General features: G+C 59.6%; 22 protein-coding genes and 2 pseudogenes. 12 read left to right on the forward strand and 12 right to left on the reverse strand.

Features of this window, described 5'->3' with window-relative positions:
• The first annotated feature begins 18 nt into the window (after positions 1-18).
• From AC0L7L_RS03605 to AC0L7L_RS03630, 6 genes and pseudogenes are all read left to right on the forward strand, one after another.
• The gene (locus tag AC0L7L_RS03605; RefSeq protein ID WP_473512004.1) at positions 19-1011 is read left to right on the forward strand and encodes a GntR family transcriptional regulator; all 993 of its coding nucleotides are present in this window, start codon (positions 19-21) and stop codon (positions 1009-1011) included.
• Positions 983-1684: a creatininase family protein gene (locus tag AC0L7L_RS03610; protein ID WP_473512006.1), complete on the forward strand. Its 702-nt coding sequence runs from the start codon at positions 983-985 to the stop codon at positions 1682-1684. Before AC0L7L_RS03605 ends, AC0L7L_RS03610 begins: the two co-directional genes overlap by 29 nt.
• Positions 1681-2700, forward strand: a complete 1020-nt coding sequence (locus AC0L7L_RS03615; RefSeq protein ID WP_473512008.1) for a ketopantoate reductase family protein — start codon at positions 1681-1683, stop codon at positions 2698-2700. The genes AC0L7L_RS03610 and AC0L7L_RS03615 overlap by 4 nt, the downstream gene beginning before the upstream one ends.
• The gene (locus AC0L7L_RS03620) at positions 2691-3443 is read left to right on the forward strand and encodes an SDR family NAD(P)-dependent oxidoreductase (RefSeq protein ID WP_473512010.1); all 753 of its coding nucleotides are present in this window, start codon (positions 2691-2693) and stop codon (positions 3441-3443) included. The genes AC0L7L_RS03615 and AC0L7L_RS03620 overlap by 10 nt, the downstream gene beginning before the upstream one ends.
• Positions 3440-4334 (forward strand): annotated as a pseudogene (locus tag AC0L7L_RS03625) (polysaccharide deacetylase family protein). Before AC0L7L_RS03620 ends, AC0L7L_RS03625 begins: the two are co-directional and overlap by 4 nt.
• 3 nt (positions 4335-4337) lie before the next feature.
• Positions 4338-5261 (forward strand): isoaspartyl peptidase/L-asparaginase family protein, encoded by a 924-nt coding sequence (locus tag AC0L7L_RS03630; RefSeq protein WP_473512014.1) that lies wholly within the window; start codon positions 4338-4340, stop codon positions 5259-5261.
• 39 nt (positions 5262-5300) lie between these two features.
• Here AC0L7L_RS03630 and AC0L7L_RS03635 read toward each other — a convergent pair whose 3' ends face one another.
• From AC0L7L_RS03635 to dctP, 5 genes are all read right to left on the reverse strand, one after another.
• Positions 5301-6071: an IclR family transcriptional regulator gene (locus tag AC0L7L_RS03635; protein ID WP_272210355.1), complete on the reverse strand. Its 771-nt coding sequence runs from the start codon at positions 6069-6071 to the stop codon at positions 5301-5303.
• Positions 6072-6121: 50 nt separating this feature from the next.
• A complete protein-coding gene (locus AC0L7L_RS03640) occupies positions 6122-6628 on the reverse strand; it encodes a TRAP transporter large permease subunit (RefSeq protein WP_473512019.1) in 507 nt (168 codons plus the stop codon).
• Positions 6550-7482, reverse strand: coding sequence for a TRAP transporter large permease subunit (locus tag AC0L7L_RS03645; protein ID WP_473512022.1), 933 nt, complete (start codon positions 7480-7482; stop codon positions 6550-6552). Before AC0L7L_RS03645 ends, AC0L7L_RS03640 begins: the two co-directional genes overlap by 79 nt.
• A 10-nt stretch (positions 7483-7492) precedes the next feature.
• Entirely contained in the window at positions 7493-8161 is a 669-nt protein-coding gene (locus tag AC0L7L_RS03650) for a TRAP transporter small permease (RefSeq protein ID WP_473512025.1), read from the reverse strand.
• A gap of 132 nt (positions 8162-8293) precedes the next feature.
• Positions 8294-9529, reverse strand: a complete 1236-nt coding sequence (gene dctP, locus AC0L7L_RS03655) for a TRAP transporter substrate-binding protein DctP (protein WP_272210359.1) — start codon at positions 9527-9529, stop codon at positions 8294-8296.
• Positions 9530-9644: 115 nt separating this feature from the next.
• On the opposite strand from dctP, the gene AC0L7L_RS03660 reads away from it, so the two are divergent.
• The 5 genes from AC0L7L_RS03660 to AC0L7L_RS03680 all read left to right on the forward strand — a co-directional run bounded on the left by AC0L7L_RS03660 (position 9645) and on the right by AC0L7L_RS03680 (position 16003).
• Positions 9645-11261: a GMC family oxidoreductase gene (locus AC0L7L_RS03660; protein ID WP_473512031.1), complete on the forward strand. Its 1617-nt coding sequence runs from the start codon at positions 9645-9647 to the stop codon at positions 11259-11261.
• Positions 11262-11309: 48 nt separating this feature from the next.
• Positions 11310-13082, forward strand: coding sequence for a sulfoacetaldehyde acetyltransferase (gene xsc / locus AC0L7L_RS03665; RefSeq protein WP_473512035.1), 1773 nt, complete (start codon positions 11310-11312; stop codon positions 13080-13082).
• Positions 13083-13149: 67 nt separating this feature from the next.
• Positions 13150-14184, forward strand: coding sequence for a YeiH family protein (locus AC0L7L_RS03670; RefSeq protein WP_334313037.1), 1035 nt, complete (start codon positions 13150-13152; stop codon positions 14182-14184).
• Between the two features lie 4 nt (positions 14185-14188).
• On the forward strand, positions 14189-15193 hold the full coding sequence (pta, locus tag AC0L7L_RS03675; protein WP_272210364.1) for a phosphate acetyltransferase: 1005 nt from the start codon (positions 14189-14191) through the stop codon (positions 15191-15193).
• Positions 15194-15241: 48 nt separating this feature from the next.
• Positions 15242-16003, forward strand: a complete 762-nt coding sequence (locus tag AC0L7L_RS03680) for a sulfite exporter TauE/SafE family protein (RefSeq protein ID WP_473512040.1) — start codon at positions 15242-15244, stop codon at positions 16001-16003.
• A 22-nt stretch (positions 16004-16025) separates the two neighbouring features.
• Here the strand turns inward: AC0L7L_RS03680 and AC0L7L_RS03685 are convergent, their stop codons facing one another.
• The 6 genes and pseudogenes from AC0L7L_RS03685 to carB all read right to left on the reverse strand — a co-directional run bounded on the left by AC0L7L_RS03685 (position 16026) and on the right by carB (position 24388).
• Entirely contained in the window at positions 16026-16865 is an 840-nt protein-coding gene (locus tag AC0L7L_RS03685) for a hypothetical protein (RefSeq protein WP_473512041.1), read from the reverse strand.
• A 111-nt stretch (positions 16866-16976) separates the two neighbouring features.
• Positions 16977-17454 (reverse strand): annotated as a pseudogene (greA, locus tag AC0L7L_RS03690) (transcription elongation factor GreA).
• 315 nt (positions 17455-17769) lie between these two features.
• Complete coding sequence (locus AC0L7L_RS03695) at positions 17770-19308, reverse strand: MFS transporter (protein WP_272210367.1); 1539 nt, start codon at positions 19306-19308, stop codon at positions 17770-17772.
• Between the two features lie 127 nt (positions 19309-19435).
• Entirely contained in the window at positions 19436-20212 is a 777-nt protein-coding gene (locus AC0L7L_RS03700; protein ID WP_473512045.1) for a VOC family protein, read from the reverse strand.
• Between the two features lie 194 nt (positions 20213-20406).
• Positions 20407-20862: an SRPBCC domain-containing protein gene (locus tag AC0L7L_RS03705; protein ID WP_272210369.1), complete on the reverse strand. Its 456-nt coding sequence runs from the start codon at positions 20860-20862 to the stop codon at positions 20407-20409.
• A 43-nt stretch (positions 20863-20905) separates the two neighbouring features.
• Entirely contained in the window at positions 20906-24388 is a 3483-nt protein-coding gene (carB, locus tag AC0L7L_RS03710) for a carbamoyl-phosphate synthase large subunit (protein ID WP_272210370.1), read from the reverse strand.
• Between the two features lie 243 nt (positions 24389-24631).
• Here carB and AC0L7L_RS03715 point away from each other — a divergent pair, with 243 nt between their 5' ends.
• A complete protein-coding gene (locus AC0L7L_RS03715) occupies positions 24632-24787 on the forward strand; it encodes a hypothetical protein (RefSeq protein ID WP_272210371.1) in 156 nt (51 codons plus the stop codon).
• Between the two features lie 71 nt (positions 24788-24858).
• On the opposite strand, the gene AC0L7L_RS03720 is transcribed toward AC0L7L_RS03715, so the two are convergent.
• Entirely contained in the window at positions 24859-25686 is an 828-nt protein-coding gene (locus AC0L7L_RS03720) for an isocitrate lyase/PEP mutase family protein (RefSeq protein WP_473512053.1), read from the reverse strand.
• Between the last annotated feature and the right edge of the window lie 117 nt (positions 25687-25803).

Consider the following 25803-nt stretch of genomic DNA (forward strand, 5'->3'; position numbering starts at 1 on the left):
GTGCAATTCGATCAGGCAATGGATCGCATCGTCGATGCCATTGATCGCAAGTCCTCTGTTCCCGTTTCGGTGCAGTTGCGCGGAGCGCTGGAATTCGGCATCGCCTCGGGCGAGCTTCCGGCAGGCGGTCGCATGCCGTCGGTCCGCTCGCTTGCGTCCAGGCTCGGCATTTCCCCGGTTACGGTCAGCACGGTCTATGCGGCTCTGCAGGAAGTCGGGCATACCGAAGGCCGGGTCGGTTCAGGCACATTCGTCAAAAGCATTTCGGTTGCCGCAAATCAGGTCCGTCTGCGTGAACTCGACATGCGGATCGCCGAACTGGTGGATCTCGGTCGCGATTGCGGCATTTCGCCCACTGAACTCGCAACGCGCGTTTCCATGGTTTCCAGCAGGCCGCATATGAATATGCGGCTTCTGATCGTCGGCAATTTCATCGAGGCGACCGAGGCCTATGCGCAGGCCCTGCGTCGGCATCTGGCTCATGGCGATGTGCTTTCGGTTGCGACCATGGATACATTGAAGGATGTTGCGCCTGAAAGTGTTGATCTGGTGATTTCGCCGCGCAGCCTTCTGAAGTCTGCACGCGATTATTTCGCCGAGACGCCGATCACCGGCGTTACTCTCATTCCTGATGAGGCCACGCGGGTTTCGCTCGCCTCGCTTGCAACCGATGCAGAAGTCGTCGGCTATTCCTATTTCGATACCTTCGTCACGCTGATGAAGGCGGGTATCCGCCGGTTCGGCCCGCATATCACAGAACTGACGATGGTGGTGCGCGGTGAACCCGGCATTGAGGAGGCGATCACCCGCGCCGATGTTCTGGTCTACGCCACCGGAGCGGAATACCTGCTTGAAACACTGCGGCCCGACCAGATCGCTTTCGAATACCGGCACACGCCGGACATTCATTCGGTGCGCAAGGAACTGCTTCCGACAATTGAAGCCTACAGAACAAAAGTCATGAAAAAACGGAGAGGCAACGTTGAAAATTTCCGACAGCAACTGGTTTGAGATCGAAGAATACCTGAAGAACGACGATCGCTGCATTCTGCCGCTGGGCAGCACGGAGCAGCATGCCTGGCTCAGCCTCTCAGTCGACAGCATCCTGTCCGAAAAAGTGGCGGCGGATGCGGCTGCCCCGCTTGGCGTTCCTGTGTTTCCCGCCGTCGCCTACGGGCTGACGCCCTATTTCATGGCGTTTCCGGGGTCCGTCACGCTGAAGCTTACGACCTACGCCGCGCTCATCTCAGATATTCTCGACAGCCTCTATGCGACCGGCTTCCGTCGCATCCTTATCGTCAACGGCCATGGCGGTAATTCGCCGGTGCAACCGGTGACCATGGAGTGGATGGAGCAGAATGAGGGCGCGCGCTGCCGTTTTCATGATTGGTGGCGGGCGCCGAAGACCATGGCAACCGTGCGCGAGATCGATCCCGTCGCCAGCCACGCAAGCTGGATGGAGAATTTCCCCTGGACCCGGCTTCCCGGCCGCGCCATGCCTGCCGAACAGAAGCCCTATGTAGACTTTGACCGGTTGCGCGACCGCAATTCCGCCGGTGTGCGCGAACTGATCGGCGATGGCAATTACGGTGGGTTTTACCAACGCCCCGATGAGGACATGGAGCGCGTCTGGTCGGTTGCCGTTGAGGAAACCCGTTCCCTGCTGGAAGGCGACTGGGCATGAGTGATTCCACTATTCTGATCTGGGGCGCTGGCGCGATCGGCGGCGTCCTCGGTGCCTATTTCGCACGCGCCGGCCATAAGGTGCATATGGTCGATATCGTGCCGGAGCATGTCGAGGCGATGCGCATGACGGGCCTGAGGATTGAAGGTCCGGTGGAAGAGTTCACGCAAATCCTGCCGGCAAGTACGCCGGACGAATTGCAGGGGCGGTTCGATCGTGTTTTTCTTTCGGTGAAGGCCCACCATACCGCTGCAGCGCTTGAAATGCTCGCGCCACATCTGTCTGCGGGCGGCTATGTTGTTTCGGCGCAGAACGGTCTGAATGAAAAGGTGATTGCCGAAAGGATCGGCGCGGAGAATACCGTCGGCTGCTTTGTCAATTTCGGCGCAGACTGGCTGGAACCGGGGCGTATCCTCTACGGAAACCGTGCCGCCGTTGCTGTTGGCGAACTCGATGGCCGGATGACACCGCGTGTTGCCGAGATCCATCAGCTTTTATCGTTGGTCGAACCCGAGGCTGTCGCCACCGACAATATCTGGGGGTATCTCTGGGGCAAGATGGGCTACGGCTCGCTGTTGTTTTGCACTGCTCTGACGCCTGATTCCATGTCTGATGCGATGGCGCGGCCCGAACATCGGATGGTCTATGAAAGGCTCGGCCATGAGGTGATGAAACTGGCCGAAGCCGAAGGCGTCAGCCCGCTTGGTTTCAATGGTTTCGATCCGAAAGCCTTTTTGTCCGCCGACCCCGAAGGAATGCGCGCGGCACTTGAAAAGATGGTGGCGCATAACCGCAAGACGGCCAAGACGCATTCCGGCATCTGGCGCGACCTTGCCGTGCGCAAGCGCAAGACTGAGATCGATGCGCAGATTGGCACGATGATTCCGCTGGCTGCCTCGCACGGGCTGGCGGTTCCTGCCCTGGCAAAAATGGTCGAGCTTGTCCACGACATCGAGGATGGCAGGCGCCAGCAATCGTCAGTGCTGGTGGATGAGATGGTGCGGCTGTGCAGCTAGATCTTTCAGGCAAGGTTTTCGCCGTGACCGGCGCGGCGCAGGGGATTGGTTCGGCCATTGCCCGTCAGTTGAAGGACTCGGGCGCGCAAGTCGCGGCAATCGATATCGATGGTACAGGCATGGAACCGCTACGCGAGGCTGGCATCAGCCTTCATCAGTGCGACCTCGGTACCCGCGATGGTGCGCACAAGTCCATTCAGTCCGTGATCGCGCATTTTGGCTGCATTGACGGGCTGGTGACATCGGCTGGCGGTGTGCGCGGGCAGATCGGGCGGCCCATCGAAGAGATCGGCGTCGATGACTGGCGCGTGATCTTTGAGGCCAATGTCGATGCCGCCATTTGGTGCGCGCAGGCCGTGGCACCGGGCATGAAAGAGCGCGGCGCAGGCCGGATTATCACCATTTCATCCGGCGCGGGGTTGCGGCCGAGCCTCACCGGCATTCAGGCCTATGCCAGCGCCAAGCACGCGCTCGTCGGGCTGACAAAACAACTGGCGCTCGAACTCGGCCCCTTCGGTATCACAGTCAACTCCGTGGCGCCGGGTTTCATTCTGTCCAACCCGTCGACTGAGACGCAATGGTCGGCCTTCGGGGCGGCGCGGCAGAAGTCGGTGATTGACGGTATTCATATGCGGCGCCTCGGTCAGCCGCAGGATGTTGCAAACGCCGTGGCCTTTCTGGCCGCGCCGCAGGCGGGCTGGATCAGCGGACAAATACTATCGGTCGATGGAGGCCACGCATGAGCGAACCCTATGAATGGGACGAGGCGATCTGGCGCGGCCGGGTTAATCAGGTTCGTGCGGGGAAAAATCTGCTGCCAAAGGCCTGGCCGGGCGGTGCGCGGTGCGCCGTGGCTCTGAGTTTCGACAGTGACCACGAGACAAACGAACTACGCGATGGCGGACAGTCTCCCGGCCGTTTGAGCTGGGGTGAGTTCGGCGCCAGTGCGCGGCATTCCACGTATCCGCAAGGTGCTGGACCGCTATGGCGCGAAGGTGAGCTTCTTCGTGCCCGCCGTTTCCGCTCTACTCCATTCGGAGGAACAGAAATCGCTGACGGACGACGGCCACGAGATCGCGCTTCACGGCTGGATTCACGAGCGAAATGCTGAGGTGCCGGCCGACAAGGAGCGCGAACTGATGCTGCGGTCTGCCGACACGCTGGAGAAGATCACCGGCAACCGGCCCGTCGGCATGCGCACGCCGTCATGGGACTATTCCGATGCGACGCTGAAAATCGCGCGCGAACTCGACCTTCTTTATGACAGCTCGCTGTTTGCCGATGACGATCCTTATGAAATTCTCGATAATGGCGAGAAAACGGGAATTGTCGAACTGCCGGTCGAGTGGATCCGCGATGACGCCGTCTATTTCATGATGAACCGGTTTGGCGCGCAGCGGCCCTATACGCCGCCCGCCGATGTCCTTGATATCTTCCGGCGTGAATTTGACGGTGCCTATGAAGAGGGCGGGCTATTCCTTCTGACCATGCATCCGCATATCACCGGCTATCGTTCACGTATCTTCATTCTGGAAGAACTTCTGTCTCACATCACGGCAAAGGGCGATTGCTGGATAGCCACCCATGCCGATATCGCCCGCTATTGTGCACAACAATCCGGGCTGAAGGGGTAACACATGCGCTATTCTCTCGCGGTCCATGGCGGGGCCGGAACCATCCTGAAATCGAAGATGACGCCGGAAGGGGAAGCGGCCTATCACGCCGGCCTGCGCCGCGCGCTTGAAGCCGGCGAGGCCGTTCTGAGAAAGGCCGGCAGTGCCTTTGATGCGGTCACCGAAGCCGTCTGCGCGCTGGAAGATGAGCCGCTATTCAACGCCGGGCGCGGGGCCGTTTTCACGGACCATGGCGAACAGGAAATGGACGCCGCGGTCATGGACGGCCGAGACCGCAGGGCGGGTACCGTCGCCAGCATTTTCGGCCCGAAAAACCCGGTTCGTGCTGCTCGTGCGGTGATGGAACAGACGGCGCATGTCTGCATGACCGGACCGAACGCTCTGGAGATTGCCCGCAAGGCCGGCCTGGAATTTTGTGGCAAGGACTATTTCTTTACCCAGGCTCGCTGGGATGCGCTGCAGGAGACGCTCAAATTGAAGGCAGCTGGTGAAGACAATGATGACCCGGCGCGACGACATGGCACGGTCGGTGCCGTTGCCTGCGACAGCGAAGGCAATTTGGCGGCTGCCACCTCGACCGGCGGCTGGACCGGAAAGGCTGCAGGCCGCATCGGCGATACTCCGATGATCGGCGCGGGAACCTATGCCGATAACGCGACCTGTGCTGTTTCCGGCACGGGCCACGGTGAAATCTTCATCCGCTGGACGGCGGCATCCGAAATCGCGGCACGCATGCGGTATGCGGGCGAAAGCCTCGAACAGGCGGCGAAACATGTGGTGATGGTCGATCTTGCCGAAAATGACGGCTCCGGCGGTGTCATCGCCGTCGACCGGGAGGGCAACATAACCCTGCCGTTTAATTCGGAGGGCATGTATCGCGGCTTTGTCCGTGCCGGCGAGGAAGCCGTCACGGCGATCTATCGTTGAGCATAAAGACCGGCTGCGTCTGCTTTCTCATGCGCCGGTCTACTTGCTGATCAGCGCCGAAAGCTTTTCGGCGGCAGCATGCAGAAGACCGAGGTGACCGAGGGCCTCTTCCAGCGAGAGGCGCTGCAGCGGTGCATGGAAGGAAAGTGCGGAGACCAGGCGACCGAAACTGTCGCGGATCGGTACGGCAACCGCGATCATACCGTCCATGAATTCCTCATTATCCGTCGCATAACCGCAGGCCCCCACCCGTTCGATTTCAGCAACAAGGTCTCCTGGTGTGGTGATGGTGTTGGCCGCGCCTGCCGTCAGTTCGGTCGCGTTCAGATAGTTTTCGAGATGCTTGCGGTCGAGCGAGCTCAGATACATCTTTCCGCTGGCTGTGCAATAGAACGGCACGCGAGTGCCGACGGGCAGCTGGATCCGGAGTGGCCATTTGGTTTCCACGCGCTCCAGATAGATCATCGCATCAAGGTCCGGCAGCGAGATATTACAGGTCTCGTTGATCGCCTCGGCAAGCTCGGTCAGGATTGCCACGCGCGCTGTTCTGATACGCAGGGACGACAGGATGCCCGCCGACATCACCCGCAGTCTCCGGCCCGGACAATATCCGCGGCCATCGATCTCGCGCTGAATGAAGCCCTCAGCCTCAAGCGTGGCGAATAGCCGGTGGATGGTCGGTTTCGGCAGGCCGAGTTGCTGGTTCACCTCGGTCGGCGTGACCGGCGATCCTTTTTCCGCCAGCGCCTCAAGCACCAGCAGAAGCCGGAGGTTTGTCGGTATCTGTCCGTCTTTGACTTGATCGTCCAATGTATATTCCAACCGCTTTCATTAAATCTGGCAGATGGCGAAGCGCCGTTTCATCGCTGCGGGATGAGCATTGTCGAGAGTGACGGGACAAGCGCGACCAGAAACCAGACTGCAACCAGCGCAACGATATAGGGATAGATATAGCGCAATATCCTGAAATAGGACACGCCGGTCACGCCCGATGCGACGTAAAGATTGAGGCCATAGGGCGGTGTGATGAAGCCGATTGAGGCACCGATCAGGAAGACCACGGCAAACTGGATCGGATCGACGCCGATGGAGGCTGCAATCGGTGCCAGTATCGGCGCCATGATGATCGTTGTCGGCAGGCTTTCCAGCACCATGCCTGTAATGAAGACCAGCGCCATCGCTGTAAACAGGACTGGATAATAGCCGCCCATGGAGCGCACGAAATCGCCGATCACCTGTTCAGCGCCCATGACCGAGAGGATCTGCTGCATGACCACAGAGATTGCGATCAGTGGGGCGAGAATGCCTGTGATCTGAGCTGAGCGCAGGGTGATTGAGGGGATGTCGAGCGGAGTGAAGCCGCGCACCACCAGCATTTCCCCATAGCTGCGCTCGTTGGGGGGCGGTCTTCGGAGGGCGATCCCATCATCCGGTGAAGCGGCAGCGACAGGAAGCCGACCAGCACGCAGAAGCCGACGGTGACGGCAGCGGCCTCGGTCGGCGAGAATTTACCGGTATAAATCCCCCACAACACGATGCCGATGGCGAAGAAGCCGAGCCATGAGCCGATGGCCGTCTTGATGACGCGAGAGGGCTGAAGCGCGATGATATGGCCCCAGCCATTTCTGCGGCAGATCAGCCAGCAGAAGAACATCATCGACAACCCCATCAACAGGCCCGGAATGATGCCAGCCACGAACAGGTCCGAGATCGGCAAATTCATCAGGAAGCCGTAGACGATGAAGATGATCGACGGCGGGATGATGATGCCGAGCGTGCCGCCGGCTGCTGCCGTTGCTGCAGAAAAGCGCTCGTCATAGCCGCCCTTCTTCATTTCCGGATGCAGCATGGCGCCAATGGTTGCCGTCGTCGCCGAGTTGGAACCGGAGATCGCCGCGAACAGGCCGCAGGCGCCGATGGCCGCCATGGCCAGGCCGCCGCGCATCCAGCCGAGGCAGGAATAGGCGAAATCGGACATGCGCCGGGCAATCCCGGACTGGTTGATCAGGTCACCCGTCAGGATGAACAGCGGCATCGCCAGCAGCGCAAAGCCGTCAGTGAAGACATCGGAAAGCGCGGAGCCGAGATTGTCGAGCGGCAGGCCAAGCATCAGGCTCATGCCAACGACCCAAAGGCCGATGACGAGCAGCACGGGTACGCCAATCAGGAAGAAGGCGGTCGCGCCGAGTGAGATCAATGTGATCAGAAGAGAGTCAGCCATCTGTTCTTCCTCAATCGCCGAATTGCGCCGACGCGGAAATCAGGTCGGCGCCATTCTTGTATCTGCGATAGTCGATCGCGAGATTTTCGATCGCCCGTCCGGCGATCAGGATGAAGCTGATGGGCACGGAGATCAGCAGCCACCACTGCATCACATTGTCGGTGCCGAGCAGGATCTGGAAATTTGCCGCCGAGTTGAACACCACCCGAGTCGAGGTGACCACGACGATCCAGGAAAACGTGAACCAGAGAATGGCATCGACGATCAGGCAGGCAAACTGGAAGGTCCGTGGCATCATCGAGCGGAATTCTGCAAAGCTGAGGTGGTTGCGGAATTTGAGATTATAGGCGCAGCCGGCCCAGCTCATGATCAGGAACAGGAATGGCGGCAAGGTCGTCGACCATGGCGCCTGCACCGAGAATACGAAACGGCGGATGACCTCGACCCCGATGATCGCGGCGATCAGCAGATAGGACCAGATCATCACCGATTTCTCGAAGTGGCGCTCAAGTGCTGGAAATCGTCCGTACAGAACGGCAACGAGGAGGCCGCCAAAAAGCGTCGCAAAAAAACCGACAAGCCAGGCGCCGTTCGTGCCAAGCGCACTGCTTATCGTCCAACTATCCCAGCTTGGTATTGCCGCAACAATCGACCAGGCTTCGCCAAACAACGAATCCAACGTCATCTCCTCCCAAAGTGATGTTTCCGTCCGCGCTTCAGCCGAAAGGCAGTGCCGCGGTCCGGCGATCGTCTGCAACAGCCGGCATCCCTCCAGAGTGCCGGCTGTCTTTATATAGTCGCTGGCGCTAGATCAGCTTTTCCACCAGCGGCGCGGTTCGACATTTTCAGGCTTCATGTCGGCCGGGACCTCGCGGGCGATGGCGCTGATTTCAGCGTAGGTGTCAATGCCGCCGGCCCAGTTGTTGAGCCGCTCGCGCCACTGTTCCCACGGGCCGGGGTTGAATTCCGGCGAGCACATTTCCTCTGCCATCTTGATCTGGTCGTCTGCAAGAAACGCAGGCCGAACATTGTATTCATCGAAGATGGTGCCGGGAAGCTGCGGATCGGAGAAGCCGACCGTCTTGACCAGCGCTGCCTCATTGGCCGCCTGAATCTGTACCTGTGTCAGATAGGCTGATTCCATCACCGCTTCCTGCACCTCCGGCTCGAACCGGTCGAACGCCTTCGAGGAGATGGAGGTGTGCTCCGTGCCGCAGAAGAATTTGAGGTCGACGGATTGTGAGACAACCGGTGACATGTTCGCATATGCCACGGCAGACGCCCAGGTTTCCGCGCCGTCGATCAGTCCCTGCTTGAGACCGTCAAGTGTTTCTTCCCAGGCGATCGGAACCGGGTTGAGGTTCAAGAGCTGCATGGCGATACGGCCAAGCTGTGTGCCGGTGACGCGGTTCTTGGTGCCGAAAAGCTCCTCCAGCTTGGTGATTGTTGGCTGATCATCATATTTCATGCCGAGCTGGATGCCGCGCAGCTCGCAATGCGAGAACAGGAATTTCAGCCCGTGGCGTTTTTCCAGCGGATCCCGCAGGATGCGCTGCGAACCGGGGCTGTAAAGGAAGTGATACTGCGAGGCCCGGCCCGGGAACATATAGGCATAGTCCAACACGTTCAGATAGGGCGCGCCGCCGGCCGAGTTCTGGGTCGATGCGGCATAGAGGTCGATAATGCCGAGCTGCGTCTTCTCCACGCAGTTCAACTGCCCGCAGATCTGGTTGTCGCCGATGAACTCGACGCGCACCAGACCGTTGGTGCGTGATTCGAGGTCGCGGGCAAATTCCAGGCAGCCGGCACGCTCAATCAGAAGATTGCGCGCGTTGAACCCGGATGCACCGTATTTCAGCGTGTATTTCGGCTCCTTCGAAAAACGCTTCTCATAGGTCGACTCGACCGCCTGTGCCAGGCGCGGCAGCGTAACGACGCCTGCCATCGAACTTGCCGCAAGCAGCGTCGAGCTCAATCCGAATTTTCCTGAAAGTTTGAATAAATCGCGCCGCGATATGCCGCGCAGCTTCTCGTTCAGTCCAGACATTTCTTCCCTCCCTCTGAAAAAATGAGACTTGCAGTATCGATTTCAATCATATATCGACTGTCCTTGCAAGGAATATTCGTCGCCTCGGCGGCAATTCAGGGCTTGAGGGGGGCTCATGGAGCGGCTGGAAGCAGATTATGTGATTGTCGGAGCAGGGTCGGCGGGCTGTGTGATTGCCAACAGGCTGAGTGCGGATCCAAACGTTCGTGTCGTGCTGCTGGAGGCAGGCCCGACCGACTGGAATCCGTGGATCCACATCCCCGTTGGCTATTTCCGCATGATGCACAATCCGTCTGTCGACTGGTGCTACAGGACCGAGCCGGACCCGGGCCTTAATGGCCGTTCTCTTGACTGGCCACGCGGCAAGGTGCTCGGCGGATCATCCTCACTGAACGGCCTGCTTTATGTGCGCGGCCAGAGCCAGGACTATGACCGCTGGGCCCAGATGGGCAATGCTGGCTGGAGCTGGGAGGACGTTCTGCCGCTGTTCAAGCGTTCTGAAAATCAGGAGCGTGGCGAGGATGAGTATCACGGCGCAAAAGGCGAGCTTTCGGTCTCGAACATGCGTCTGCAGCGGCCGATCTGCGATGCCTGGGTGGCTGCCGCCAATGCCGCTGGTTATCCCTTCAACCCGGATTATAACGGTGCCACGCAGGAAGGAGTTGGTTATTTCCAGCTCACGGCGCGAAAGGGGCGGCGGTGTTCTTCCGCCGTTGCATTCCTGAAGCCGGCGCGCAAGCGGCCCAACCTGATCGTCGTCACCGGCGCACTGGTGCAGAAGGTTGTGATCGAGGATGGCCGCGCCACCGGTGTCAGCTACTTGGCGCGCGGCGAGACAGAGGCGTTGCTGACCGCGCGGCGCGAGGTCATCCTGTCATCCGGCGCCATCAATTCGCCCCAGCTTCTGATGCTTTCCGGCATCGGCGATGCGGAGCAACTGAAGAAGAACGGTATCGATGTCGTGCGCCATTCCCCGGATGTCGGCCGTAATCTTCAGGACCATCTTCAGGCACGTCTGGTGTTCAAATGTAACGAGCCGACATTGAACGACGAGGTGCGCAGCATTTTCAACCAGGCCCGGATCGCGCTGAAATATGCCCTGTTCCGTGCTGGACCGATGACCATGGCCGCAAGCCTCGCCACCGGTTTCCTGCGCACCGGCGATCATGTCGAAACGCCCGATATCCAGTTTCATGTCCAGCCGTGGTCGGCGGACAGCCCGGGCGAGGGGGTGCATCCGTTTTCGGCCTTCACCATGTCGGTCTGCCAGCTGCGGCCGGAAAGCCGGGGGGAGATCGTGCTTGATGGCCCGGACCCGCGCACTTATCCGAAGATCCATCCCAATTATCTCTCGACCGAGACCGACCGCCGCACCGTCGTCGAAGGTGTGCGTATTGCCCGGCGGATCGCACGGCAGGCGCCGCTCAACTCCAAGATTTCGGAGGAATTCCGACCGGCTAGTGATCTGGCGATGGATGACTACGAGGGCACGCTGGCCTGGGCGCGCGATTATTCCACGACGATATATCACCCGACCGGCACCTGCCGTATGGGCCAGGATGAGCGCGCCGTTGTCGATGAGCGATTAAGAGTGCGCGGCGTTCAAGGGCTGCGTGTCGCCGACTGCTCGATCATGCCGGAAATCGTCTCCGGCAACACCAACGCGCCGGCGATCATGATCGGCGAGAAGCTGAGTGATCTTATTCGCGAGGAATACAGCGCGAATGCCTGATCGCAGAAACCACAATAAGAGTTCGAAAATTCGGAGAGGAGAAACCCGATGAAAATGACAACCGAGGAAGCCTTCGTCAAAGTCCTGCAGATGCACAGCATTCAGCACGCCTTTGGGATTATCGGTTCGGCGATGATGCCGATTTCAGACCTGTTCCCGCAAGCGGGCATCAAGTTCTGGGACTGTGCGCATGAATGCAATGCCGGGATGATGGCCGATGGCTACAGCCGGGCCAGCGGACAGATGTCGATGGTGGTTGCCCAGAACGGTCCCGGCATTACCTCGCTGGTGACCCCGGTCAAGACCGCATACTGGAACCACACGCCGCTTCTGGTGGTCACCCCGCAGGCCGCCAACAAGACCATGGGGCAAGGCGGCTTTCAGGAAGTCGAGCAGATGGCGCTGTTCAAGGATATGGTTGCCTATCAGGAAGAAGTGCGCGATCCGACCCGGATGGCTGAAGTGCTCAACCGCGTGATCCTCAAGGCCAAACGCGCCTGCGGTCCGGCGCAGATCAACGTGCCCCGCGACTTCTGGACCCAAATTGTCGATATCGACCTGCCGGCCATCGTCGAATTCGAGCGTCCTGCCGGTGGCGAAGAGGCGGTTGACCGTGCGGCCGCACTTTTGAGTAAGGCGAAGTTCCCGGTCATTCTCAATGGCGCCGGCGTCGTTCTTGGCGGCGCGATCGATGCGTCGAAGGCGCTTGCCGAGCGGCTCGATGCGCCGGTCTGCGTCGGCTACCAGCACAATGATGCGTTTCCCGGTTCGCATCCTTTGTTTGCCGGGCCGCTTGGCTATAACGGCTCCAAGGCGGCGATGGAGCTGATCGCCAAGGCCGATGTGGTGCTGGCGCTCGGCACCCGCCTCAATCCGTTTTCCACGCTGCCGGGCTACGGGATCGATTACTGGCCGAAGGATGCCGAGATCATTCAGGTCGACATCAATCCGGACCGGATCGGTCTCACCAAGACGGTGACGGTCGGCATTGTCGGTGATTCGAAGAAGGTCGCCACCGGCATTCTCGACCGGCTTTCCGGTTCCGCCGGTGATGCCGACCGCGAGCAACGCAAGGCACTGATTGCCAAAACCAAATCGGCCTGGGCGCAGGAGTTGACCTCGCTTGACCACGAGGAGGATGATGCCGGGACAAGCTGGAACGAGCGCGCCCGTGACCGCGAGCCGGAGCGGATGAGCCCGCGTATGGCTTGGCGGGCGATCCAGAAAGCGATGCCGAAAGATGCGATTATCACCTCGGATATCGGCAATAATTGTGCCATCGGCAATGCCTATCCGACCTTTGAGGAGGGACGCAAATATCTTGCGCCCGGCCTGTTCGGCCCATGCGGCTATGGTTTCCCCGCGATCACCGGTGCCAAGATTGGCAAGCCGGAAACCCCGGTCATCGGCTTTGCCGGCGACGGCGCCTTCGGCATTTCCATGAATGAAATGGTGTCGTTGAAACGGGAAGACTGGCCGGCGATCACCATGGTGATCTTCCGCAACTATCAGTGGGGGGCTGAAAAGCGCAACACGACGCTGTGGTTCGATGATAATTTCGTCGGAACCGAACTCTCGCTTGACGTGCGCTATGCCGACATTGCCAAAGCCTGCGGTGTCGAGGGTGTTCAGGTCACGACGATGGATGCGCTTTCCTCCGAGCTCGACAAGGCAATTGAGCGGCAGATGAAGGAGAAGAAAACCACCTTCATCGAGGTTGTGCTCAATCAGGAGTTGGGCGAACCCTTCCGCCGCGACGCTATGAAAAAGCCGGTTTCCGTGGCCGGGATCGACCCCGCGGACATGCGCGCCAACGCGTGACGGCAAGATAATGAGAGGCCGGAAAATGTTCTCCGGCCTCTCCGTCATCTTCCGGGGAGGGAAGAATATGGCCGATGATGGCCCAAAAGCCGATACGCTGACGCGTGTCCGCAGCTTTTTCGATATCAATAAATACGGTCTTCTTGTCTGTGCGCTGATCGCGACCGCAGCGCAGTTTCTGTCTGAGCATTACGGCGCGCCGGCCATGCTGATGGCGCTTCTGATCGGCATCGCTTTTCATTTTCTGACCGAGGATGCCCGCTGCGCTGCCGGCATCGACCTCACTGCGAAGAAGGTGCTGCGCTTCGGCGTTGCCATTCTCGGCGCGCGCATCAGTGCTGATATGCTGATCGGGCTTGGCTGGCAGATGGTTCTGGCTCTGGTGCTGGCGGTTGCCGGAACCATTCTTTTCGGTGTAGCGGTTGCCCGGATGATGGGGCGAAGCTGGCATTTCGGCGCCTTGTCCGGCGGTTCGGTCGCCATCTGCGGTGCATCCGCCGCCATGGCGATTGCCGCTGTGCTGCCGAAGGATGAGCATTCCGAGCGCAATCTGATCTTCGTCGTCATGGGTGTGACGATCCTGAGCACGATCGCGATGATTTTCTATCCGATCCTGACCAGCGTGCTTGCCTTTACCGATGTCCAGTCGGGAACCTTTCTCGGCGGCACGATCCACGATGTCGCTCAGGTCGTCGGTGCAGGATTTTCGGTATCGGTGCCTGCCGGCGAGATGGCGACACTGGTGAAGCTGATCCGGGTGACGATGCTGGCGCCGGTCATTCTGGTGCTCTCGCTGGTGATCCGTAACCAGATGGCGGGCCGGGTGGAAGAGGCTGGCAGGCCGCCGCTTCTGCCATTTTTCGTGATCGCCTTTCTCGTGCTGGCAGCAGCAAACACATTCGGCCTCGTTCCCGAGGCACTCGGCCTTCTGCTTGCGGAGATTTCCCGTTGGGCGCTACTGTTCGCGGTGGCGGCGGTGGGCATGAAGACTTCGCTCAAAAGCATGCTGCAGGTCGGCGGCCAGGCGATCCTGCTGATCGTTCTGGAAACCCTGTTCATCGGCACGGTCGTGCTGGTGGGCACAATCGTGATTGTGAGGTGAAAGCATGAAACCGCTTGAGAAGATCATGGCCGCCGCAAAGCGGCTCGACAAGAAGATCGTTCTGCCCGAGGCCGACGATCCGCGTATTCTGGAGGCGGCCTGCAAAGCGGCCGAAATGGGGCTTGCGCGCATCGTGCTTGTCGGCAATCGGGAGCAGATCGCGGAACGATGCTCGATTCTGGGGCTGACGTTTTCGGCCTCGATCGAGACGGAGGATCCGCAAACCTCCCCACTTTTCGAGGAGCTTGCCGCGCTCTATTTCAGGCTCCGAAAGCATAAGGGGATCAGCGAAGAGGACGCCGCAGCGGCTGCGCGCGAGCCCCATGTGTTCGCGGCCCTGATGGTCAAGGCGGATCACGCCGACGGAACCGTCGGCGGCGCGCATCATTCGACCGCCGATATGGTGCGCACGGCCATCCAGGTGATTGGCCCGGCGCCGGGAACGCGGCTGGTCTCGAGTTTCTTCCTGATGCTGATGGAAGGTGACCACCACCCGAAGAAAGGCGCGTTCATCTTCTGCGATCCGGCGTTGGTCATCGATCCCAATCCCGGTGATCTCAGCAAGATCGCGATTGCGGCTGCTCATTCCTATGAAGTGCTGACCGGCGAAACGCCGAAGATTGCGATGCTCTCCTTCGCCACGCGCGGCAGTGCCTCGCACCCGTCCGTAGACAAGGTCGAGGCGGCGGTGAAGCTTGTGTCCCTCAACCGGCCCGATCTACTGCTAGACGGTCCGATCCAGTTCGATGCCGCCTTCGTGCCGGAAGTGGCCGCAGCCAAGGGCGCGCGTGAGCCGCTCGGCGGTGAGGCCAACATCTTCATCTTCCCCAATCTGGAGTCCGGCAATATCGGATACAAGATTGCCGAGCGCATCGGTGGTGCCACCGCAGTCGGTCCGGTGTTGCAGGGGCTGGCAAAACCTGCCAACGATCTTTCGCGCGGCTGCTCTGCAGAGGATGTGCTCGATATGATTGCGGTCACGGCGTGCCAGGTCGATGCGCATCTATGATGGAGGAAAGTCTGAGGCAGAGATTTCAGCGCGCCCGGAGACGGGCGGATGCCTGATCTTGCCTTCACATTGCCAGTCTATCTGGGCTTTGCGCTGATCCTGTCGGTTGGCGCTTTTTTTCGCGGCTTTTCCGGTTTCGGCATGGCACTTGTGGCGATGCCGCTGCTCATTTTGCTGGTGCCACCGACCGTTGCCATTCTGGCGCTGATGATTGTGCAGATCGTGCTCAGCAGTTTTGACATGAGGGAGTGTTTTGGGTTTGCCGATCGTCAGGCGGTCGGCATTCTTGCAGTTGCCGCTCTGTTTGGGACGCCGGTCGGGTTGATAGCCATCGGCTTTGTGCCGCTCTGGCTGGCGCAGATCATCATCGGCGTGATCGCCGGTGCTGCTGCGGTAGCGCTGTTTTTCCGGTTTTCGCTGAAGGCCGAGCTCGGTGTTGCCAGAACCGGCGCGGTCGGCTTTTTCGCCGGGCTTTTCGGCGGGTTGGCGGCAGCACCCGGTCCGCCGGTGGTGGCCTATTTTCTCGCACGTGAGGTGGCACCGCGCCAGAAGCGGGCCTCGATGATCCTGCTGTTTGCGATCATGGCGGTGTTTGCGCTGCTGACTGCGGCCATCAGAGGCACGCTCAGCCTCGATATCGTATTGTTGGGATTATTTTCCTCGCCCTTCTGCTATGCCGGATCGGCGTTGGGCGCGGCATGTTTCCGGCGCGGGTCGGATGATGGCTACCGAATTCTGGCGCTCGCCGCCATGGAGTTTTCGGCTCTGTTCAGCATTGTGCTGGGACTGGCACGGTTGTTCCGCGGTTAGCCCGAACTCAACTGACCGGTCGTCAGAGTTCGGTTTTTTCGTCAGCATCCGGTCGTTCAAGCCGGGAATGTTCGAACAGGCCCGGATAAGCCAGCCCGACCCTTGCCTGCAGGCCACACCACCACTTGCGATTGGCCGGGCAGTTTACCGGGTGTTCCAGATCGGGCATGCCATTGACCCGTTTCTTGCCCGGATTCCGGCGTGCAAAGGTCATAAGAGGCCCGAGAAAGAACGAGCGCGTCGTCAGAAACGGACGATTGGACCAGTTTATGCAGTCGGAATGGGTGAGATAGAATCCATCTTCGAGCTTTCGGATAAACCGGTTTCCGTTCTCGATTGTATCCGCCATTGCAATTGATTCATGCACGCGCAATCGAGCTGCGAGCGGCCGCAGATAACCGCGAAGCGTCTTGCGCAGCGGTTCTTCGGGCTTCCAGTAGCGCAAAAAACGGTGTGAGACACCGGACTTGCGTTCGCCAAGCTGGAAGGCTTTCATTTCATGTTGATCGAACAGAAACACAGCGCGCTTCAGAAGATCGCGTGCATGATCGCTCGCCACAAAGAAATTGTCGCTCTCGACGATCAGAATACGCTCGCTCGAAAGGCTTTCTGCGCAGCGCGCAAGCCCCTCCTGGATACCGAGATTTTTCTCGGTCGCCACCGGTTCGAAGTCATAGCGCCGGGCGATGTCCATTTCTTCCGGACTGCCTTCCTGACAGACCACTGTACGCTGGGAAAACAGGTCGCCTACAGGCTGAAGAGAACGCAAGGTGCGCTCCAGGGTCCTGGGCGATTTCCATGTCAGCACGGAGAGACCGACTTCTGGAAACGGGCCTTCCTGCATGTCTGAAAGGGACGTCATTTTGATTTCCCGATACCCGGAGTCACGAGGTCGTCGGTGCCAGCAGCCAATGCCCGACAGCAATATGCCATCGGGGTGTTGGCTTTTCTGAGCATGGCCGAGAGCCGGTTCCTAACGCCACAAAATCTCAAGAATTTCGTAGGCGCGCGAACCACCGGGTGCATTGACCTCGATGCTGTCACCAACTTCCTTGCTGATGAGCGCGCGCGAGATCGGGGACGAGAACAGAGATCCGGCCGGACTTAACATCGGCTTCAAGGTCACCGACGATCTGGTAGATCTTTTCTTCTTCCGTATCTTCGTCGATGAGTTTCACAGTTGCACCGAAGCGCACCGTGTCACCGGACATCTTGGTCGGGTCAATGACTTCAGCGCGTGTGGTCACGTCCTCAAGCTCGTCTATGCGGCCTTCATTGTAGCTCTGGGCTTCCTTGGCAGCATGGTATTCGGCATTTTCCGAGAGGTCGCCATGGGCGCGCGCTTCGGAAATCGCCTGAATAATGCGAGGACGTTCCTCCTGCTGACGCCAGCGGAGCTCTTCCCTGAGCTTCTCGGAGCCGATTTTGGTCATCGGTACTTTCTCGACCATATTCTTGTCCTTTGGTCATTTGCGAAGCGGCGGCGCAGGTCAGGCTTAAGGGCCGTTTCCTGCCGCCGCCGCATGTGTGCAAGCGTTAGTTTGTGAGACAAACAGCCCTCCACTTAGGAAGTCCCAAGCTGCATTGCCACATAAAAAAGAAACAGGTTCCGAAGCGTTGACCCCGGAACCAGTTTCGAACCTGATGCGCATTATAGCAGAAGCCTTGACGCCATTTCCAGATAAATCGACGGTCGGGCTTTGCGACAAACGTTCCGCCGTCATGACGAAAAGGTTCCGGGTGTGCGGTCCGTATCCGGCGTGGTGCTAATGTCCGCCATCGACAATGCGCGGCTGGTCAACCCTGTAGATTTTCCGGGCAGCGAATGTGAGCAGAAGCATTGCAACGGCGGCGACAGCCGAACAGATGGCATAACTCAGGCTGAAAGCGGCCCGTGCCGTTTCAAGCCATGCCGGGTCGGCAAGTGCGAGCTCCCGCGCGCCATCGACAGCGCCTGCAAGTGTCTGGCTGGCAGCTGTTGCGATTTCGCCGGGCAGGTTCGATAGGTCGGCCGCTTTCATCTCCAGACGGTAGACCAGCGTGGCAAGGCTGCCGAGCACGCCGACGCCGAGCGCGCCGCCGAATTCGGCGCTGGTCTCCGACATGGCGGAGGCGACACCGCCGCGCTCGGGCGGCGCCGAGCCGACGATCAGACCGGTCGTGGTCAAAACCACAGGAATGAAGCCCGCGCCCAGAACTGCATTAGCCACAAGAATGCCCGCAAGGCTTTCTGCATAGGCCGCAACTGCCATCAGGGCCGCCCCTGCAGAAAAGATCACCAACCCGCCAAGCACGGTGCTGACAGGACCGAACCGGTTGGTGACACGATAGGCCTGCAGCGACATCACCGTATAAAACAGACCTGGAATAGCCGCCCACAGCGCTGCCTCAAGTGGCGTCAGGCCGAGCACAAGCTGGAAAAACTGGGCCTGCATCAGGAACATGGCGAAGATAAAGAACACGACGCCGAGATTAACGAGCATGGAGACTGTAAAGGCCGGCGTGCGAAACAGCGCGAGGTCGACCAGCGGTTCGGCAAGTCCGCGTTGACGACGTACAAACAGCGCGCCGAAGCCGATGCCAGCAGCAACGGGCAGAAGAGGAATGATGTCTAAGCCATAGACCGCAACATGCTTGAACCCATAGATCACGGGCAGGACGGTCGCGAGCGAAAGCACGACGCTTGCCAGGTCCAGCTTCGGGCTCTCGCCGGAACAGTATTCCGGCAGAAGAAAGGGCGCACAGACAATCAGCGTTGCCATAATCGGCACATTGACCAGAAACACGGATCCCCAATGGAAGAAATGGAGCAGCAGGCCGCCAATCAGTGGTCCGACGAGCCCACCGAGCGCAAACGCCGTGCCCCAGACGCCGATTGCGCGATTGCGTTCGGCCTCGTCCGGGAACATGTTCATGATCAGCGAAAGAGTGGATGGCGCTATCGTGGCGCCTGCGATGCCGAGAAGCGCACGCGCAAGAACCAGCATGCCGGCGCTCTGAGCGAATGCAGCGAAAACGGAGGCCGCTGCGAAGGCCGCTGCGCCCAGCATCAGCAGTTTGCGCCGGCCGATACGATCGCCAAGCCCACCCATGGTGACCAGAAAGCCGGCAACCATGAAGCCGTAGATGTCGTTCATCCACAGCAGTTCCGTGGCCGACGGCTCCAGGTCGCGGACAATCGCGGGGATCGCCAGAAACAGCACAGACAGATCCATCGAATAGACCAGACAGGCGACGGAAAGCGCCACAAGGCCGATCCACTCGCGTCTGGTGGCTTTCGCCGGTACCAAGGCGGTGTCTGTCATTGTTCAGTCCTGCATGATGGGGGCAAACATGCGCAAAAACGCACCAGAAGACGGCGCGCCTTTAATATCTTCAAAGCTCGACCCCAGGCAATGCGAAAAATAACGTCGGCGGCGCTTGCCGTTTCGCTCAGCGCTTGCGCTCAACCAGCGAGAAGAAGGCGCCCTGCGGATCGAGGCACTGTGCGATCATGTCGCCGCCGGGGACTGCCATCGGACCGTTGGCCACCTGTCCGCCGCCGGACCTGACCCGTTCGACCGCCGCTTCGATGCCGTCAACGATGATGTAGAACGACCAGCAGGGTTGAGCGACCTGCGGTGGTTTGGTGATCATGCCGCCGATCGCGTCGTCACCGGTTCCGAAGATCAGGTAGGTGCCCATGGGGCCGAGATCGTGGGCGGACAGCTGTTTCCAGTCGAACATCTCGGAATAGAACGACATGGCCTCGGCACCGTCATCCGCATAAAGTTCGTGCCAGCCGAAAGTGCCGGGGGAACCCGGTTGCGGGCATGATGGCATGGGGCCTTCCGGCATGACCGGCTGCATCAGGCAGATCGCAGCGCTCTGCGGATCGCGCATCACCGAGAACCGGCCGATACCGGGAATGTCGTGGGGCGGCATCAGTGTCGTGCTGCCTTTATCCGCGAATTCGGCAGTCTTTGCGTCGACGTCGTCAACATAGACATAGCCAAGCCAGTGCGGTGGCACATTCTGCTCGCACATATCGTCCGTCAGCGCCATCATGCCCGCGAGGCCCATCTCGTAGCCGGGCAGATCGCATATGGTATAATCGATGGCGGGCATGCCGCTGTCCTTCGCGACCCAACCCGCAACGCTGCCATAGAAAGCCGACGCGGCCTTTGTGTCCGTCGTCAGAAGCTCATACCAGATGAATTGTCCCTGCATCATGCCCTCCGACAGTGCCCAATGATGACTGCAGCTGATGTTTACATCAACGTAAACTGCCGTCGTCAAGTTAAATTGACAGATGGCAGGTTATATCACGGCGTACGAGGCGTATTGACTGCAGCCGCAGGTCGGACAAATCTTCACCGAGACTCCAGCCGATCAGGAGACGTGCCCGAAAGGCACCTGCCATCTCATTTCAGGATGGCGCCCAGCCGGTCAAGATACTGTTCATTGGCAGCCCGCAGCAGGTGCCGAATGGCCTCGTTTTCCTCTGTCTTCTCGAAACGCATACGCCAGGTCAGCCGCGCGCCGTCTGCGTCATCCGCGAAGGTCATTTCCAGTGTAAAGACGTGGACCGGCTCATGATGAACGGCGCGGATGAAGCGTTGCTCCACCACGTCTTCAAAACGCCAGCGATTGTGAAAATCGGTACCGTTCGATGCCGTCATAGTGATCAGCCAATGGCCGCCGGGCACAAGATCAAATGCTGTTATCCGGTTGGTGAAGCCGTGAGGCCCCCACCAGCGCGCCAGCGTCGCCGGATCGGCAAAGCATCCATAAAGCGTCTGCCGGTCAACCGCAAAAGTGCGCTTATTGATGATCTCGATGTTTTGGCCATCGCGGTTGCTCTCTTTCAGAGATGACAAAAAAGGCGGGTTGGGGCCCGCCTTCCTGTCTTGCGTCTTGCAGTCAGGTGTAGCTCTGCAACGGCCGGACTTCGAGTTGGCCATTCTTCAACGCCCTGATAGCCATGGCGGCGGCGAGTGCGCCGGACATGGTGGTGTAATAGGGCACTTTCTGGGTGAGTGCTGCGCGGCGCAGCGATTTGGAGTCCGAGATCGTCTTGTCATTGCTCGTGGTGTTGAACACGAGCTGGACCTGACGGTTGCGGATCGCGTCCTCGATATGCGGACGTCCCTCGCGCACCTTGTTAATCTTGATCGTCTCGATGCCGTTTTCGACCAGGAAATCGCGGGTGCCACCGGTCGCCATTACCGAAAAGCCCTGTTCGACCAGAAGTTTGACGGCTGGCAGAACGCGCACCTTGTCTTCCTGCTTGACCGAGACGAAGACGCAGCCTTCGCGCGGCAGGTCGACGCTGGCACCGAGCTGCGATTTGGCAAAGGCGATCGCGAAATCGGTGTCGAGGCCGATGACCTCGCCGGTCGAGCGCATTTCCGGGCCGAGCAGCGTATCGACGCCGGGGAACTTGGCGAAGGGGAAGACCGCTTCCTTGACGGCGATGTGGTTCAGGTTGCGCGGGTTCGGGCGCTCGCCATAAGAGGCTATCACGTCGTTGAGCTTCTCGCCCGCCATCACCCGGGCGGCGATCTTGGCAATCGGGGAGCCGATGGTCTTGGCAACGAACGGCACGGTGCGCGATGCGCGTGGGTTGACCTCGAGAATATAGACAACGCCGTCCTTGATGGCGAACTGCACATTCATCAGACCCTTGACGTTGAGCGCGAGCGCCATCGCCCGGGTCTGTTCCTCAAGTTCGTCCAATATGGCTGGCGAAAGAGAGTGCGGTGGCAGCGAACAGGCGCTGTCGCCGGAGTGGATCCCCGCTTCCTCGATATGCTCCATGATGCCGGCAATGAACACATCCTTGCCATCGCAAAGGCAATCGACATCCACCTCGATAGCATTCGTCAGATAGCTGTCGAACAGCAGCGGGTTCTTGCCGAGCATGGTATTGATCTGCCCGGTCTTGTCGTTCGGATAACGCTGCTTGATGTCCTCTGTCACGAGTTCCGGCACGACTTCCAGCAGGTAGTGCGAAAGACCGGCATCATTGTGAACGATTTCCATGGCGCGCCCGCCGAGCACGTAAGACGGGCGAACCACCAGCGGATAGCCGATTTCGCCAGCAACAAGACGCGCCTGTTCCACCGAATAGGCGATGCCGTTGTTCGGCTGGTTGAGGTCAAGCTTGATCAGGAGCTTCTGGAACCGGTCGCGGTCTTCGGCAAGGTCGATCATATCGGGCGCGGTGCCAAGGATCGGGATGCCGTTCTTCTCAAGCGCTTCGGCAAGCTTCAGCGGTGTCTGGCCACCAAACTGCACGATAACACCGACAAGCGTGCCCTTTTCCTGTTCGGCGCGCATGATCTCGATGACGTCTTCCGCCGTCAGCGATTCGAAATAGAGCCGGTCGGAGGTGTCATAGTCGGTTGAAACCGTTTCCGGATTGCAGTTGATCATGATCGATTCGTAGCCGGCTTCCTTCAGCGCGAAGGCAGCATGGCAGCAGCAATAATCGAATTCGATGCCCTGACCTATCCTGTTTGGTCCGCCGCCGAGGATGACGACCTTCTTCTTGTCGGAGATCCCGGCTTCCGAGCGGGCCACACCGTCGAACGGCGTTTCGTAAGTGGAATACATGTAGGCTGTCGGCGAGGCGAACTCGGCGGCACAGGTATCGATGCGCTTGTAGACAGGACGAACGCCAAGCCGGTTTCTGAGCTGGGCGACTTCCTTGGGGCGGCCGTGGGTGAGGCTGGCCAGACGCTGATCGGAAAAGCCCATGGCTTTCAGCATGCGAAGATTGTCGGCATCTTCCGGCAGCCCGTGGGTGCGGACCTTTTCTTCCATGTCCACGATGGCCTTGATCTGGTCGAGGAACCACGGGTCGATATGGCTGTGCTCGTGGATTTCCTCGAGGCTGACGCCAAGGCGCATCGCCTGAGCGACCATGCGCAGGCGGTCCGGCGTGCCGGTGCCGATGGCAGCGCGGATGGCATTGCTCGGCTCGCCGTTTTCGATGCCGGGAATTTCGATTTCGTCGAGACCGGAGAGGCCGCGTTCAAGGCCGCGCAGCGCCTTCTGCAGCGATTCCGAGAAGGTGCGGCCAATGGCCATGACTTCGCCGACGGATTTCATCGCCGTCGTCAGCGTGTTTTCCGCGCCTGGAAATTTTTCGAACGCAAAGCGCGGGATCTTGGTGACCACATAGTCGATGGAGGGTTCGAACGAGGCAGGCGTGGCGCCGCCGGTAATGTCGTTTTCCAGCTCATCCAGCGTGTAGCCGATGGCCAGTTTGGCCGCGACCTTGGCGATCGGGAAGCCGGTGGCCTTGGAGGCAAGGGCAGATGAGCGCGAAACACGCGGGTTCATCTCGATGACGACAAGGCGGCCATCGGCCGGGTTGACGGCGAACTGAACATTGGAACCACCGGTTTCCACACCGATCTCACGCAGCACCGCCAGCGAGGCGTTGCGCATCATCTGGTATTCCTTGTCGGTCAGCGTCAGGGCGGGGGCAACCGTGATCGAATCGCCGGTGTGGACACCCATCGGGTCTATGTTTTCGATCGAGCAGATGATGATGCAATTGTCCGCCTTGTCGCGGACCACTTCCATTTCATACTCCTTCCAGCCGAGCACGGATTCCTCGATCAGCACTTCGGTGGTCGGCGAGGCGTCGAGGCCGCGTTCGACAATCTCGAAGAATTCGGAGCGGTTATAGGCAATGCCGCCGCCTGTACCGCCAAGGGTGAAGGACGGGCGGATGATCGTCGGCAGCCCGATTGTGTCGAGCGCCTGTGCGGCAATCGCCATGGCGTGCGACATGTAGCGTTGCTTGCGGTCGGTGTTGCCGAGGTTCCACTGGTTTTCAAGCTCATCGAGGGCGGTGTCGAGGGCATCGCCGGACAGCGTCTTCTTCAGCTCCGCACGCTTGGCCTCGTGCTCCTGACGGTGCTGGTCCTTGATCTCTGTGGCGTTGGCCAGCATGGATTTCGGTGTTTCCAGCCCGATCTTGGCCATGGCCTCGCGGAACAGTGCCCGGTCTTCCGCCTTGTCGATGGCATCCGGCTTGGCGCCGATCATCTCGACATTATAGCGTTCCAGCACGCCCATGCGGCGCAGCGACAATGCGGTGTTGAGCGCGGTCTGGCCGCCCATGGTCGGCAGCAGCGCGTCCGGGCGTTCCTTGGCGATGATCTTGGCGACGACTTCCGGCGTGATCGGCTCGACATAGGTCGCGTCGGCAAGTTCCGGGTCGGTCATTATGGTGGCCGGGTTGGAGTTGACCAGTATGACCCGGTAGCCTTCCTCCTTCAGGGCCTTACAGGCCTGGGCGCCGGAATAATCGAACTCGCAGGCCTGGCCGATGACAATCGGCCCCGCGCCGATGATGAGGATGGACTTGAGGTCTTGGCGCTTGGGCATGGGTGCTATCCGTCGGTTCTTCTTTTCATCCTGCATTAAAGGCCGGCGCGGTTGTCCGGGCCGGGTGCAGGATGCGAAATCATTTAGGCTAGGTGGGCCTTATAGGGAAGATGGAGGTGGAACGGAACCCCGAAAATGAACCGATCACACAGCCGTCAACCATGTTTTTTGTGACAATCGTCAGCGTGAATGTGAACTTTTTCCCTGTTTGCCTCGTTATCACTCCAAACAGAGGAGTTAACAATGTTTGAATATCTGCCTCTCATCGCTTTTCAGGCCGCCTTCGCCACCGCCGGACTGACCATTCTTTACCGCATTGTCGGCGGTCGGTTTGTCACTGTGCAGGAAAACTCGCACCGTGCGCCGAGCAAACTCTATCGCAAGCGGGCGCGCGACTGAAAATCGTGTCTGTCTGAAGCGGCTCAACGCGATCCGCTTGCCGTTGGCCAGAAACGGCAAACATCGACACGTTAGCCCCGGCCCGCGGTCAGGCGCTCGGCTTCTGAACCCTGAAGCGCAGTTGTGCTGTACGAGAATGTACCTTCACTGATTACTTCATCAGCCGCCCTTTTGAGGGCGCCGAGTGCCGCCCGCGCAAACGAGCCGCCGACGCTGATGCGTTTCACGCCGACGCGGTCAAGTTCTTCGACAGAATAGAGCGGACCGCCAAGGCCCATGACCACATTGACCGGTCTACTGACGGCACTGCAGACAGCTTTGATTGCCTGCAGATCTGGAAGTCCCGGCGCGTATAGCACGTCTGCTCCGGCCTTTTCGAAGGCCTGCAATCTCCTGATGGTGTCATCAAGATCCGGTCTGCCCCACAGAAAGTTCTCCGCGCGTGCCGTCAGCAAAAACGGCAGGTCCCTTGTGGCTTCGGCCGCTGCCCGGATGCGGCTCACGGCCACCTCGAAATCGTAAATCGGGTCTTCGCGCTGACCCGACGCATCCTCGATCGAACCACCGACAAGCCCTGTTGCCGCAGCGAGCCGTACTGTTTCCGCACAGTCTTCCGGCGAAGCGCCGAAACCGTTTTCCAGATCTGCAGAAACTGGCAGGTCGGTTGCCTCGACAATGGCGCGGGCGTTTGCGAGCACCTCTTCACGCGTCAGGACGGCAGCGGAATCACGTTTGCCGATGGAAAAGGCGAGGCCAGCGCTGGTGGTGGCCAGTGCCTTGAAGCCCAGATTGGCCAGCAGGTTTGCGCTTCCGGCATCCCAGGGATTCGGCATCGCGAATGCGCCATCTGCATCGTGCAGGGCTTTGAACGCAGCGTATTTCAAATGTTGATCAATCATGCTGTTTGCCTTTCAGTCGGAACATAAAGTGAACAATAATATGTATTCCGCGGATCGGCAAATTCGCCGGGGTGCGTTCTCCACAGGAGTGAACAAAGGCGCGTCTGACGCGTTGCC

The sequence above is a fragment of the Martelella sp. K41-7 genome, from assembly GCF_055808365.1.